The organism is Streptomyces sp. NPDC048278, assembly GCF_040652195.1.
Classification (GTDB): domain Bacteria; phylum Actinomycetota; class Actinomycetes; order Streptomycetales; family Streptomycetaceae; genus Streptomyces.
In genome coordinates, this window is sequence record NZ_JBEZLP010000001.1 from 783,550 (window position 1) to 797,198 (window position 13,649).

At 70.6% G+C, this 13,649-nt stretch carries 13 protein-coding genes; 8 read left to right on the top strand and 5 right to left on the bottom strand.

The features are described from left to right. Nucleotides 1-143 precede the first annotated feature (143 nt). The 3 genes from AB0D74_RS03535 (at nucleotide 144) to AB0D74_RS03545 (ending at nucleotide 2,158) form a co-directional block, all read left to right on the top strand. Entirely contained in the window at nucleotides 144-857 is a 714-nt protein-coding gene (locus AB0D74_RS03535; protein WP_362580086.1) for a ParA family protein, read from the top strand. Beyond that, nucleotides 854-1,720 carry a hypothetical protein gene (locus tag AB0D74_RS03540; RefSeq protein WP_362580089.1) on the top strand — a complete coding sequence of 289 codons (867 nt, stop codon included), beginning with the start codon at nucleotides 854-856 and terminating at the stop codon, nucleotides 1,718-1,720. The genes AB0D74_RS03535 and AB0D74_RS03540 overlap by 4 nt, the downstream gene beginning before the upstream one ends. 126 nt (nucleotides 1,721-1,846) lie before the next feature. Further along, on the top strand, nucleotides 1,847-2,158 hold the full coding sequence (locus AB0D74_RS03545) for a hypothetical protein (protein ID WP_362580092.1): 312 nt from the start codon (nucleotides 1,847-1,849) through the stop codon (nucleotides 2,156-2,158). 184 nt (nucleotides 2,159-2,342) lie between these two features. Here AB0D74_RS03545 and AB0D74_RS03550 read toward each other — a convergent pair whose 3' ends face one another. From AB0D74_RS03550 to AB0D74_RS03565, 4 genes are all read right to left on the bottom strand, one after another. Continuing rightward, nucleotides 2,343-2,513, bottom strand: coding sequence for a hypothetical protein (locus tag AB0D74_RS03550; RefSeq protein ID WP_362580095.1), 171 nt, complete (start codon nucleotides 2,511-2,513; stop codon nucleotides 2,343-2,345). Between the two features lie 193 nt (nucleotides 2,514-2,706). Next, nucleotides 2,707-5,427 (bottom strand): AAA family ATPase, encoded by a 2,721-nt coding sequence (locus tag AB0D74_RS03555; protein ID WP_362580098.1) that lies wholly within the window; start codon nucleotides 5,425-5,427, stop codon nucleotides 2,707-2,709. 474 nt (nucleotides 5,428-5,901) lie between these two features. After that, nucleotides 5,902-6,369 (bottom strand): hypothetical protein, encoded by a 468-nt coding sequence (locus AB0D74_RS03560; RefSeq protein ID WP_362580100.1) that lies wholly within the window; start codon nucleotides 6,367-6,369, stop codon nucleotides 5,902-5,904. Nucleotides 6,370-6,443: 74 nt separating this feature from the next. Next, on the bottom strand, nucleotides 6,444-6,995 hold the full coding sequence (locus tag AB0D74_RS03565) for a DUF308 domain-containing protein (protein ID WP_362580102.1): 552 nt from the start codon (nucleotides 6,993-6,995) through the stop codon (nucleotides 6,444-6,446). Nucleotides 6,996-7,224: 229 nt separating this feature from the next. Between AB0D74_RS03565 and AB0D74_RS03570 the strand changes: the two genes are divergently transcribed. The 5 genes from AB0D74_RS03570 (at nucleotide 7,225) to AB0D74_RS03590 (ending at nucleotide 13,017) form a co-directional block, all read left to right on the top strand. Beyond that, nucleotides 7,225-7,695, top strand: a complete 471-nt coding sequence (locus AB0D74_RS03570) for a DUF1003 domain-containing protein (RefSeq protein WP_362580103.1) — start codon at nucleotides 7,225-7,227, stop codon at nucleotides 7,693-7,695. A 178-nt stretch (nucleotides 7,696-7,873) separates the two neighbouring features. Next, the gene (locus AB0D74_RS03575) at nucleotides 7,874-8,119 is read left to right on the top strand and encodes a WhiB family transcriptional regulator (protein WP_362580178.1); all 246 of its coding nucleotides are present in this window, start codon (nucleotides 7,874-7,876) and stop codon (nucleotides 8,117-8,119) included. Between the two features lie 25 nt (nucleotides 8,120-8,144). Next, a complete protein-coding gene (locus AB0D74_RS03580) occupies nucleotides 8,145-10,832 on the top strand; it encodes a glucosidase (RefSeq protein ID WP_362580105.1) in 2,688 nt (895 codons plus the stop codon). Continuing rightward, entirely contained in the window at nucleotides 10,829-12,280 is a 1,452-nt protein-coding gene (locus AB0D74_RS03585; RefSeq protein WP_362580107.1) for an alpha-amylase, read from the top strand. The genes AB0D74_RS03580 and AB0D74_RS03585 overlap by 4 nt, the downstream gene beginning before the upstream one ends. Before the next feature lie 287 nt (nucleotides 12,281-12,567). Then, entirely contained in the window at nucleotides 12,568-13,017 is a 450-nt protein-coding gene (locus tag AB0D74_RS03590; protein WP_362580109.1) for a hypothetical protein, read from the top strand. Nucleotides 13,018-13,032: 15 nt separating this feature from the next. Here the strand turns inward: AB0D74_RS03590 and AB0D74_RS03595 are convergent. Then, nucleotides 13,033-13,649: SsgA family sporulation/cell division regulator (locus tag AB0D74_RS03595; RefSeq protein ID WP_362580111.1), on the bottom strand; the 617-nt coding region annotated here is incomplete at its 5' end.

Below are 13,649 nucleotides of genomic sequence, written 5' to 3' on the forward strand. Positions count from 1 at the left end.
TCCCCCGCGGTGCCTGGCAGATCAAGAAGGCGGCCGTGTGCCATTCCGGCCGCGACAGGACAGCACGGGCACCCCCATGGTCAGCCCGCACGCCGAACCGCGCACAAGAAACACACCTTCCCCTTTCAGGAGATCAAGCACACGTGAACGAGAACACCCGTCACAAGGCCTTGGCCGCAGTCACAGAACACGTCTGGGACGCGTTCGTGATCGTCGTCGGCATGCTCAAAGGCGGCACCGGCAAGACCACCTCCGCCTGGTTCATCGCCCTCTACTACGCCATCGTCATCGGCGTCCCGACGCTGCTGCTGGACGCCGACGCCACCAGCCAGTCCGCTTACGACTGGTTCAAGGTCGCCCAGGCCGCCGGCTTCGAGATCCCCGCCAACCTGGTCGTCGAGCGCTACCCCTTCGACGACATCGCCGAGTACATCTCAGCCAAGCGCGCCGAGTTCGGCGCGATCATCGTCGACGCCGGCGGCGGCAGCGCCCGCATCTTCCACGAGGCGGTCACCGAGGCGAACCTGCTGCTCGTGCCGGTCGCCCCCACCAAGATCGAGCGCCGCAAGCTCGTGGCAACCTTCGACGAGGCCGAGCGCGCCGCCGCCCGCAACGAGCACGGCGTCACCGCCCACGTCGTGATGGTCAAGGCCGACGACCGCACCAGCCTGCCCCGCAACGCGAAGAACAAGCTCCTCGACCCCGCCCAGGGCGAGGGGATCGGCCCCGACCGCGACGAGGCATTCCCGCTCGCCGAGACCACCATCCACTCCTGGGTCCACTACATGGAGGCCTTCGGCGAGATCCCGACCGAACTGAGCGAGTACGCCGAACTCATGAAGGAGCTCACGGCATGACCGAGCGCATGAAGCCCCCAGCCCGCCGAACCGGCGGTCGCACCCTGGGCGGGGCCAAGAAGACGGCCCCGCCGCCCCCTCCCCCGGCCGCCGAGCTCACCCCCGAGCAGTACGCGGCCGAACAAGCCACGCCCCAGGGCCCAGGCCGCCCTACCGCCGAACCGCCGAAAGGTGAGCCCGCTCCTTCCACCGTCCCTGACGAGGCCTCGGAGCAGGGCCGGATCACAGCAGCGGCCGAAGAGACGCAGACATCCACCCAGCCGACCCTCGACGTGGTACTGAGCGGCCCGGTGCCGGAGCCGGTCACCAGTCAGCCGGTGCGCCCCGCCTACGTCGCCCCCGAGGTGGGAATGGAGACCGCTGAGGAACAGGCAGAGCGACAAGTGCAGCATGAGCCCCCGGCTGCCCAACCTGCAGCTCCTGCGGTGCGACCCGCGCAGCCGAGTGAGCCCGCCGCGCGACACGACCTGTCCCCCATCCCGTCCGCAGCTCCTGATGTGGCCCCGACTGCCGAGGTGGCGGTTCGTCCAGCAGCTTCTCCGGCCGCAGGCGGTACCGCGTTCCCGGTGAGGACCGATAGTCCGGGATCCCACCAGGAGCCGTACGGGCGACCCGAGGCAGCAGCCAGCGAGGGAACGCCGTGGGCTCACGGTCCCGGCCGCCCCAAGGACATCCCCGAAACGGCTGTGATCCTCAACCAGCGCATCATCACGCGCGAGAGCCTCGACTCGTCGGTCCCCGCGGCGCTGAAGCTCAAGAAGCGGATCAAGCGCTTCGCGCTGGACAACGAACTCGATCATCTGCCCATCGGCGACATCGTCTCGGTCGCCCTGGAAGAATGGCTCACCGCACGCGGCTTCTGACGCTGCGTTCGTCTCCCAGGGTGTCCGCGAACGCTTCATTCGTTCGCGGACACCCGTCCCACCGACTATTCCACTAGTCGACCAGGCGGCTTGCTAGTCGACTAGTGGGCCGGACTGGAGCAGCCCATGGTCGATCTCTCGCGCCACGCCCGTCAGCTGCGTGAGCTGGCTGACGCTCTCGACGCGCAATCCGACCTGACCGACGACCCGTTGGCGCCTCATCCGGACACATTGGCGGTCATCAGTGGCCGCCACACCAGTCGCGGGCAGATCAACTACGCCGTCCCCGACGCTCTCCAACTCCAACGCCGCATCCGCCGGTACCACGCGGACCACGGTGTCCAGCACGGCGACATCGTCGCCATAGCGCTCGACGCATTCCTTCGCGCCAAGGGCTACCCTCCCGACCTCACCGCGCCCAAGGCCGAAGAACAGTGATCACTCGGCCGGCCCGCGGATGTGCCCCACGCCCTCTCACCGGATGGCGCCTTGTCCGGTGGGCCGCAGGCGTTACCTCAATGCTCACAAACCCTCTCTGCCGCGGCGCCCGCGGGCGCGGTCGGCACACGCCGCTGCTCCCGCCCGGATCGGCGGGAGCAGCGGCGGGCCTGCGGCGGTGACGTCACCAACCGGGCGGGATGATCCCGGCGACCGTCACGGTGTTCCCCGAGCCACGCTCCGGGGCGGAACCCGCGGTCGCCGTCGTCACCACGGTCGCGCCGACTGCCAGAGCGGCCGTCAGAAGGCTGGCGATCAACGCGGCCAGCGCACCGTACCTGCGGCGTCGTTCCATCTCGTCGGTCCTCCTCGCTCCCCGTTCGGGGACGTGCCGGAATGGGATGTTCATCGGCAGTCTGGCGTTCGGCGCCCCGGACAGGCTTCCGTCATGTGACCCATCGGGTGACCGCATCAAGGAGCCGGGGCGGCGCCATGGACCGGCATGGGGACGGACGATGCGTGGCTGAAGTGCGCCATCGGCTGGAAAGTCAGGCGGTGCCCGTGGCCGACGTCACGGCGGCGGCCAGCTCCGAGCGGGAGGCGATGCCGAGCTTGGGGAAGATCCGGTAGAGATGGCTACCGACCGTGCGGTGGGAGAGGTACAGCCGCCGGCCGATCTCCCGGTTGGTGAAGCCCTGGGCGGCAAGCCGTGCGATCTGCCACTCCTGGGGTGTGAGCCGGTCCAGCGGTCCGGGCTTGCGGTCGCCGCTCGCCTCGCCGGACGCCTGCAGTTCCTGGCGGGCGTCCTCGCCTTCGACCACGGCGCCGAGGGCGTCGAAGGCGTCTCGGGCGGAACGCAGGTGGACGCGGGCCTCCGACACCTGGTGGCGCCGTCGCAGCCAGGTGCCGTAGGCGAACTGGAGGCGGGCCCGATGCATCGGCCAGGCCGCCAGATCGGCGCCGTGCGCCTCGGCGAACAGCTTCTCCGCGCCGTCGTCGGCCAGCATGGGTGCGGCGATCGTGAGGCCGGCCCGCAGCAGCGGGTTGCCTGTGGTCCGCGCGAGCGGGGCCAGTTCGGCGCAGCGGGCCCGCGCGGCTTCCCGGTGGCCGCTGCCGCCGGCGGCGACGACGTAGTCGGCCAGGGCCCACGCCCGCAGGTGCGGGTGGTAGGCGATGTCCGCCGGATCGAAGACGCGTGCCAGCTGCTCGTACGCCTCGTCGTAGCGGCCCGCGCCGAGGGCGGCGACACCTCGGGCGATCGCCACCTGGGCGAGCATCGGTGGGATGCGGGCGGGCAGCAGGACCCGCTCGGCCCGAGCGGCGAGGTCCATGGCGGTGGCGGTGTCCCCGCGCCGGCCGGCCACCACGGCCGCGACGAGCTGGGTTCCGGTGGCCCAGAACGGCCTCCCGGACTCGACCAGCAGCCGGCCCCCCTCGTCGGCGGCGGACGCCGCGATGTCTAGCCGGCCGACCAGCACGGCCGCCCAGGCCTGGACGAGCAGACACCTGCCGAGTGCGCCGAACTGCCCCTGCTCCGACAGTCCGTCGGCGGCTGCCGCGAGGAAGTCGACCGCCTGGTCGCACGCTCCGACAGCTTGTGCGGTGTTGCCCAGAAGGTAGTCGTGGTAAGGGTCCGGGCCCCCGGGACGCCGACGACCGAGCCGTCGCAGGACCGCGGCGCCCCGCTCGGTCGGATCGGCCAGCGCCAGGATCGACAGTACCTGCGGGTCGTCGGGTGCCGCTGCGGCGTCCGCCAGTCCGGCCATCCGTCGGCACACCCGCGGATCCGGGTTGGACCACCACATCCGCATCACCACGTTCTCCATCGTCTCCAGCGCCTCGACGGTGTGCCCCGCCCGCAGCATGCGCTCGGCCAGCTCGGCGAAGGCCTCGGCCGGGTTGAAGCCGGACCGGGTGGTCCCGTGTACCTCCCGCTCCCACTGCAACCGGAGACGGTCCCCGGCTTCGAGTTCGAGCCTCTCCGCCTCGTCGAGCAGCCGCAGGATCTGCGCCGGCCGGCCGCCCTCGCTCCTCGCGACCGCGGCGCGGAGCAGGAGCCTGCCGCGCCGCGTCGGCCGGGCGGTGAGCCGGGCCGCCCGCGCGATTGCCGTGGCCGCCTCCGAGATCGCGCCACGGAGTCTGGCGCGATCCGCGACCGCCTCCAGCTCATCCGACAGGTCCTCGTCAGGGCCGACCGCTGCCGCCGCCCGGTGCCACACCCGGCGGTCCGGCTCGTCCCCCAGCAGCTCGGCCACTGCCGCGTGCGTCTGCCGCCGCTCCGCTTCGCCTGCCGCCTGCCGGACCGCCGAGCACACCAGCGGATGGCGGAACCGCACCCCGGCCGGGTCGGCCACGACGAGCCCGGCGGCCACCGCGGGCGCCAGGTCCGCGCTGGTCACCTCGTTGCCGACCATCCGGCCGGCCGCGGCGAGGGCCGTGGCGCTGTCCCCTTCGAGCGCGAGCGCCAGGAGCGCGGTCCGGCATGCAGACGGCAGGCCGGTCAGGCGGGCGACGTACGCCTGTTCGATCCTGTCGCTCAACGGCAACCGCGCGGGCACCTCCGCCCGGCCGGGCGGCTCGCGCATCGTCACCGCCAGCTCCACCAGGGCCAGTGGGTTGCCGGACGCCTCGTCCAGCACCCGTCGGCGTACCCGGGGATCGAGCCGGGCACGCGAGTCCAGGAGCGCCGCCGACGCCGCGGTCTTCAGTGGTCCCAGCTGCAGCTCCGGCAGGCCGGCCATGCGCAGCGGGTTGTCGTCACTCTCGCCGTCGCGGCATGCTGCCAGAAGTACGACCGGATCCGCCTCCAGCCGGGTGCCGAGGAACGCCAGCACCTCACTCGTCGACCGGTCCAGCCAGTGCACGTCGTCGGCGACCACCAGGACGGGACCCTGCTCGGCCAGCAACTCCAGGGCGGCCAGAGCGATGACGCAGACACCCGGGGCAGGTTTGTCGACGAGCCCGAAGGCACTCAGCAGGGCCTCCCGCTGCTGGGCGGGAAGCCGGCCCGTATCGGCGCGCAGATGCCACCAGAGCTGGTGCAGCCCGGCAAACGCCAGAGACGCCTCGCTCGGCACCCCCTCGCAGGTCACCACCAGCATTCCACGCTCGCGCGCCCGGCCGGCCGCCCAGTCCAGCAACGCGGACTTGCCGATGCCCGGCTCGCCCCGGACCAGCAGCGTCCCGCCCAGGGGTGCCTCCGACACGGCAGCGCTCAACAGCGCGTCCACCGCTGCCATCTCGTCGTCCCGTCCGATCAACGGCGCCATCACCGACCCCCCGCCTTCGGTACTGACGTAGTGTCATCGTCAGCGCACCGCTACGGCAAGTACCGTCGGCCGCCTGCGCAGTTGATGGAGAACAGGAGCGCCAGAGGGCCGGCGGGCAGCAGGAAGCGGCCCTGCACAGCGGCCTCGACGGCCTCGCATCCGTGCACCCATGACCGGGCTCGTCAAGCGGCCCGCACAGAGGTGACGGCGCTCACTGCGCGCAGGCGTCCACCCGGACAACCCCCGAGCGGCGGCGAACAGACCGTTCAGACCGTTGCTCGATCGACATGCACACGAAAGGACCCGACCCGCGTTTCCACCGGTCGGGACCCTTGATCCGGAGTGCCCCGGCTGGGCTAGGGCCGGACCCTGCTCAGGGTGGCGTACGCCGACTCTGCCCACGGAGGACGGGCCGGCGTCGACCAGCGCCCTGGCGGCTGCCGCCGCAGCCGCTTCGGGCCGCACGCACGTCAGTTACTCCGCCGCCTCGGTGGCGTCGTCCGCTTCCGCCCTTGCCAGAACCGCGTCCAGGGTGGCGTACTCGGCCTCCTCGACGGCCGCGATCGCGAAGGAGATGGCATCGGAGGCATAGTCCTCGGCGTCGTCTGCGGCTTTCCGCAGCCGCTTCACGTCGCGTTCCTCCTTGCGTTCCTCGATCTTGTCGCGGACCGCGGTCACATGCTCCTGCCAGGAGGTCTGTACCTGGTTCCAGGCACCGGTGACATGCCCCTTCGTCTGTTCCCCGCTCGCCTTCAGCCGCTGGGCGCCCTGCTCGGCCTTGTCCTTCGCGTCGGCCACCGCGGCGGACAGCTTCTGCCGGTCCTGCGAGAGACCGGCCTCCACCGTCCGCTGCGCGTCGCGGGCCTTCTCCGAGAGCTCGGCGAGCTTGCTCACCGGGGCGGGCTGGGCGGCCGGGTCGGTCGGAGGCGTCGGGTTCGACATGAGTGCATCCCTTCGTTTCGTTGACGGACATGCTGTTCGTTGACGGACGTGCTGCATACGGAGCGGGGAAGGAGTCAGTGGGACCCGACGAGCCGGCCCCTGGTCTGAGCGGTCCGACGGGTCCGCGCGGACAGCGCGAGCACGAAGGCGCCGTGCAGGATGCTGAAGGCGCCGAACACGGTGGCGAGTGTCACCGCCCCGCTGTCGGGCCGCGCCGCGAGCATGAACCCGAGGACGATCGAGACGAGGCCGCTGAGCAGCCACATCGCCCGCTCGCCCGCGCTCCCGCCGTGCCGGAACGACAGGGCCACCTCCATGACGCCGATGGCCGGTGCCCACGCCGCCACCCATACCGTCAGCACCGGCGCCGTGACGCCCGGCCACGTCAGTGCGCCGAACGCCGCGGCGAAGGACAGCACGGCCGGCAGCAGATACCCGAGGGCCGGGCCGGCGCGGTCACTGCTGAAGGCGCGTATGAGATCGATACCGGCGGCGAGGAGGGCGTAGACGGAGAAGGCGACGACGAACACGGCCAGGGTGATGCCGGGCCACGCCGGCGAGACGACTCCCACGACCATGGCCAGGAGCCCTCGCCAGAACAGAGCGGTGGCGGTCGATCTGGCCATGATCACGCCCTTCTCGTTCGGAGACCGCCCGCCCGCGCGGAGCGGAACCGCGGCGGTGCGGCCCTCACCCTGCCGCGGTGTGACTCGGCCCGCTTGCGTCAAACGACTCAACGGGCGGCTTACCCGTACGCGTTCGGCGTCGTCCGCAGTCGATTGACGGAAGGTCGGCGAACCGCCCGGCGCATACCCTGCGAGCGGCATCCCGTGGGAAGCGAACCAAGGAGTGGTCATGGGCTCTGCGACAAACGGGTCACACATCCGGCTCCGGAACGAGCAGGCCGTCCTGGCACGGATGCGTGGGACCCAGGACCGGATCGCTGACGCGATCACCACCTTCTCCGGCACCATGCAGTTCGTCTACATCCACGCGGTGTGGTTCACGGTCTGGATCACCTTCAACGAGGGGCTGTTCGGCCGTTCCGCGGTCTGGGACCCGTACCCCTTCGGGCTGCTCACGATGATCGTCAGCCTTGAGGCGATCTTTCTGTCCACGTTCGTGATGGTGAGCCAGAACCGCCAGGCGGTCCGTGAAAAGGTCCGCGCCGACCTGGACTTCGAGACCGACATCCGCTCGGAGGTGTGGTCGGCTCACATCGGATCTGCCCTCGGCGTCGACCCGGACATGGTCGAACAGGAGGTGCAGGAGCTCCTCGCGAAGAACCAGGCGAAGATGAACGGCGCCGCGCAGCCGAGCGAGTAGGCGGGCTCGTCGGCGTACCGTTCGCTCGTCAGTCAGACGACCGAAGCGGCGGCGCCGGCCAGGCGGTGACGATGCCCTTCACCGGGCCGAACTGTCTCCGGGAGGTCCCGTCATGATCCAACGCCACCGTCCTCTCCTCTCCTACTGGGACTGGCAGCAGCGGGCGCGCTGCCGGGGCATGGACAGCTCCGTCTTCTTCTCCCCGCCCGGTGAACACGGTCCCGAGAAGCGCGCGCGGGAGGCGAAGGCCCGGGCCGTCTGCAGGCGCTGCCCGGTGATCGAGCCCTGTGCCTGGACCGCCATGAGCGGTCCTGAAGCGTACGGCGTCTGGGGAGGCATGTCCGAGGTGGAGCGCAGACAGCTTCGGCGACCGGGGCGGCGCAGGGGCGTTGCCGCGGAGTCCGGGACGGCCGACTCTGAGTGAAGCAGTTGTCAAGGGAGGGCGTGCGATGGTGGCGAACACGGGCGGTGCTGACGCGGAGCGGGCCCGGCTCGCGGAGGCCGACGCGGGGCGGGCGGCGTGGCGGCGCTGGGGTCCCTATCTGAGCGAGCGGCAGTGGGGCACGGTGCGGGAGGACTACAGCCGGGGAGGTGACGCCTGGTCGTACTTCACCCATGACCAGGCCCGCTCCCGGGCCTACCGCTGGGGCGAGGACGGCATCGCGGGCGTCAGCGACGACAAACAGCGGCTGTGCTTCGCGCTGGCGCTCTGGAACGGCCGGGATTCGATCCTCAAGGAGCGGATGTTCGGCCTCACCAACGCGGAGGGCAACCACGGCGAGGACGTCAAGGAGTACTACTTCCACCTCGACAACACGCCCACCCACTCGTACATGAAATACCTCTACAAGTATCCGCAGGATGCCTTCCCGTACGACGACCTGGTCGCCACCAACAGGGCGAGGGGCCGCGGGGACTTCGAGTACGAGCTGCTGGACACGGGTGTCTTCGACAAGGATCGTTACTTCGACGTGTTCGTGGAGTACGCCAAGGCCGGCCCCGAGGATCTGCTGGTCGAGATCACCGCGCACAACCGCGGCCCCGACGAGGCCACCCTCCACCTGCTGCCGACCCTCTGGTTCCGGCACACCTGGTCGTGGGCGGGCGGCACGGCCGTACCGAACCTGTGGCTCACGCCGGGCGCGATCCGGGCCGACCACGAGGAACTCGGCGCGCGGTGGCTGTATTTCACAGGTGACCCGGAAACCCTCTTCACCGAGAACGACACCGACAACGAGCGCGTTTTCGGCTCCCCGAACGCCACCCCGTACGTCAAGGACGGCATCGACCGATGCGTCGTCCACGGCGAGACCGACGCCGTCAACCCCGGGCACACCGGCACCAAGGCCGCCGTCCACCACGTGCTCACCGTTCCCGCGGGCGGGAGCGCCACCGTCCGGCTGCGCCTGACCGACATCGAACTCGCCGACCCCTTCGACGGGTTCAACCAGGTGATCGAGGCGCGACGGGCCGAGGCCGACGTGTTCTTCGAGGGCGTGGTCCCGGACGGGCTGGGTGAGGACGAGCGCCGGCTGGTGCGTCAGGCGCTGGCCGGGATGCTGTGGAGCAAGCAGTACTACTACCTGGACGTCGAGCGCTGGCTGGCCGAGCACGGTGTGGATCCGCTGGCCGCCGATCCCCGGATCCGCAACAGCGCCTGGTACCACATGGTCAACGACGAGGTCATGTCGATGCCGGACACCTGGGAGTACCCCTGGTTCGCGGCCTGGGACCTCGCCTTCCACACCATCGCCCTGTCCGTGGTCGACATCGGCTTCGCCAAGTCCCAGCTGGAGTTGCTGCTGCGCCGCCTGTACCTGCACCCCAACGGCCAGATCCCGGCGTACGAGTGGAACTTCGGCGACGTCAACCCGCCCGTGCACGCCTGGGCCGTCCTCTTCGTCTACGAGCTGGAGAAGCACCGCACGGGCGGCGGCGACCGCGTCTTCCTGGAGAACGCCTTCCAGAAGCTGATGAAGAACTTCACCTGGTGGCTCAACCGCAAGGACGTCGAGGGCAACAACGTCTTCCAGGGGGGCTTCCTCGGTCTGGACAACATCGGCGTCTTCGACCGCAGCTCCCCGCTGCCCACCGGGGGGCACCTGGACCAGTCGGACGGCACCGCCTGGATGGCGCTGTACTGCCAGAACCTGCTGGAGATCGCCATCGAACTGGCCGCCGAGAACCCCGTCTACCTGGAACACGCGCAGACCCTGTTCGAGCACTTCGCCTGGATCGCGGTCGCCATGAACCGCGTCGGCAAGGACAACGCGTCCCTGTGGGACGAGGAGGACGGCTTCTTCTACGACGTGCTGCGGCTGCCGGACGGCGGTGCGACCCGGCTGAAGGTCCGCTCCCTGGTCGGTCTCATTCCGCTCGCCGCGACCAGCGTGGTCGGCGCCTGGACCGACCGCCGCTTCCCCGAACTGGTCGAGGGTGCACGGGACTTCGTGCGACGGCACCCGGCCGTCGAGGCCCTCGTCTCCTCCGGTGACACCCTGGGGTCCGGTACGGCGGGACGGCACCTGTTCGCGCTGTTCGGCGAGGACCGGTTGCGCCGGATCCTGGCCCGGATGCTCGACGAGGAGGAGTTCCTCGGTCCGCACGGCATCCGCTCGCTGTCGCGGTACCACGCCGAGCACCCGTACACCTTCGAGGTGCACGGTGAGACCTACGGCGTCGGCTATCTGCCCGCCGAGTCCGACTCCGGCATGTTCGGCGGCAACTCCAACTGGCGTGGGCCGGTGTGGTTCCCGATCAACGTCCTGCTCATCCGTGCCCTGCTGAACCTGCACACGTACCACGGCGACACGTTCACCGTGGAGTTCCCGACCGGTTCGGGCCGGCAGCTGAATCTCTACGAGGTCGCGCGGGAGATCTCCGGGCGGCTCACCTCCACGTTCCTGCGCGACGCCGAGGGCCACCGCCCGGTGCACGGCGCCCAGCCGAAATTCGCCAAGGACCCGCACTGGAAGGACCTGATCCTGTTCTACGAGTACTTCCACGGCGACAACGGCGCCGGTCTCGGCGCCTCGCACCAGACCGGCTGGACCGGCCTGGCAGCCGTCACCGCCACCCTGTTCCGTCTCGTCGGCGCCGGGGACTGGGGCGCCCTGAGGGAGGAGCCCCTGTCATGACAGCGATCTACGAGATCAACACCCTGGTATGGCTGAATGAGTTGAGCACCCGGTACGGACGCCCCGTCACCCTGGGCGAGGTGCCCGAGGAGGTGTGGGACGAGGTCGCTCGGCCGGGTATCGACGCCGTGTGGCTGATGGGCGTGTGGGAGCGCAGCCCGGCGGGACTGGAGATCGCCCTGCGCAACGAGGAGCTGCTCTCCTCCTTCCGCCACGCCCTGCCGGACCTGGCCACCGGTGACATCGCCGGATCGCCGTACTGCGTACGGAACTACGTGGTCGACCCGGGTATCGGCGGTCCGGCGGGACTCGCCGAGGCACGCGCCCGGCTGGCCGCGCGGGGCGTGCGCCTGATCCTCGACCACGTCCCCAACCACGTGGCCCCCGACCACCCCTGGCTCACCGAACGCCCGGACTGCCTGGTCCACGGCACCCCCGACGACCTGGCCCGCGACCCCGAGGCGTTCCTGAAAGCGGGCGATAAGGTATATGCGCGTGGCCGGGACCCGTACTTCCCGCCCTGGCCGGACGTGGTCCAGCTGAACGCCTTCGCCGACGACCTGCGTGCGGCGGCCGTGGAGACCCTGGTGTCGATCGGCGACCAGGCGGACGGGGTGCGCTGCGACATGGCGATGCTGCTGATGAACGACGTGTTCGCCAAGACGTGGGGACATCGGGCGGGAGCGGCCCCGGCGGAGGACTTCTGGTCGTACGTCATCCCGAAGGTCCGGGAGCACCACCCCGACCTCCTCTTCGTCGCGGAGGCGTACTGGGACCTCGAATGGGCCCTCCAGCAGCAGGGTTTCGACCACTGCTACGACAAGCGGCTCTACGACCGCCTCGTCCACGAGGACGCCGAATCCGTCCGTGCCCACCTCCGGGCCGACCTCGGCTACCAGCGCCGGCTGGTGCGCTTCCTGGAGAACCACGACGAACCCCGGGCCGCCACCGTCCTGCCCGGCGACCGGGAGCGTGCGGCGGCCGTCGCCGTCGCCACCCTGCCCGGCGCGACACTCTGGCACGAGGGCCAGTTCGAGGGCCGCCGGGTGCGCCTGCCCGTGTTCCTCTCGCGCCGGCCGCAGGAACCGGCCGACGAGGCCCTGCACGACTTCTACGACCGCCTGGTGACCGCCACGGCCCCGGTACGCGAGGGCGACTGGCAGCTGCTGGACTGCGCGGGCTGGCCGGACAACGACACCCACCGCAATCTGCTGGCCTGGTCCTGGTCCGCCGGCCAGGACCGGTACGTCGTCGTGATCAACTACTCGGACCGGCCCGCTCAGGGGAGGCTTCCGCTGCCCTGGACCGATCTCCGCGGACGGTCGTGCACTCTGGCCGAACTGCTCGACGAGAACACCTACGACCGGGAAGGCGACGAACTCGCCGGCCCCGGCCTGTTCGTCGCGCTCGACCCCTGGCACTGGCACCTGCTCTCGGTCCGGCGGTAGCCGAGGGGGGCTCCTGCCCGTCACCCCAGGTGCCACCACACTCCCCTCACGCGGACGCCTGCGTCCCTACGGGCCTCCTCGGACCGGTCATGTCGCCTCCTCCGGGCGGCTGAGCGGTCCCTGGGGTCGTGGCCGCCATCGGGATCCGGGTCCGGCGGTGACGTCTTGAGTCGGACGACTGAGATGACTGCCTTGCGACGGGAACGCACCGGACGACCGGGATGCGGCCTTCGGGGCAGTCGTCCTACCGAAGTCCGGCCCGGTTCCGGTCACCTAGCTTCGGAGTCATGAGAACGATACGAGTGACGTCTCCTGTGACCGTGGTCGTGAAGTCCCCCGACCCCAGGTTCGGTTGTGCCATCACCACCGCACTGCGGGAGCGGCCCCGCGTCCGCGTGCTACGACCGGATCAGGAAGCACGGGCGGATGCGCTGCTCGTGCTGGCCAGGGAACTCGACGAACAGGTCCTCGCCCTCATGCGGGGGGCGCGGCGCCCCCGGTGCGAACAGGGGCCGCCGATCGTGCTGGTGGCCCAGTACGTCGGCCCCGGTCAGCTGCTGCGGGCCGTGCGTCGCGGGCTGGTCGGGGTGCTGCCCCGGCACTCGGGGCTCGACCAGATCGTGCTTGCCCTGCTGCGTACCCGCGAGGGCCGCAGGCACCTGCCCGACTCCGCCCTCGCCGAGGGACTGGATCTGCGCCACCGCGCCCAGGCGCTCGACGGTGCGGAGTTCGGGTAGGCACCGGGGCGACCGTCAGCGGTCCCCCCGCGCCAGGACGCGTTCGAAGGACTCGTCCCAGTCCATCGACAGCCCTTCCGTGCCGAGGGGTACCGACGTGAGCGTGCCGGCGATCCACCTGCGCACGGGGGCGAGGCGGATTTCCAGGAGCGCCCCGCCGCGCCGTCCCTGCAGCAGCACCCAGAGGCCGTTCCCGCCATGGCGCGGGCACGGCGGCAGGATCCGGACGTCGCCGTCGCCACTCGGCTGGTGCATGCCCGCGATCAGCAGGTCCCGCGAGAGCGCCCATGTGACAACGCCCCCGGCGGAGTTGGAGAACTCGACGTGCACCTCGAGGGGCAGGGACTCGTCGTAGCTGAAGCGGGCCTGGAGCGGCAGGCTCTCGTACAGGGTCACATGCAGCCAGACCGTCAAGTCGAGGTCCGGGCAGTCGTGTTCGGCGGAGCGTATGTCCCCGCATGGGTTGTTCTGCGGAACGGCCATGCGCTTCCCTTTCTGTGCTGATTCGTGCCGACGTTCTCGAACTGCGCCCGGCGCGGCGACGGTTCCGGCCGCGGGGTCGGCCCGGACGGTCAGTTCACGGCCCGACGCGTCCCGGAGCAGGCTCACCGTGGTCGGTCCGCATGCGGTGA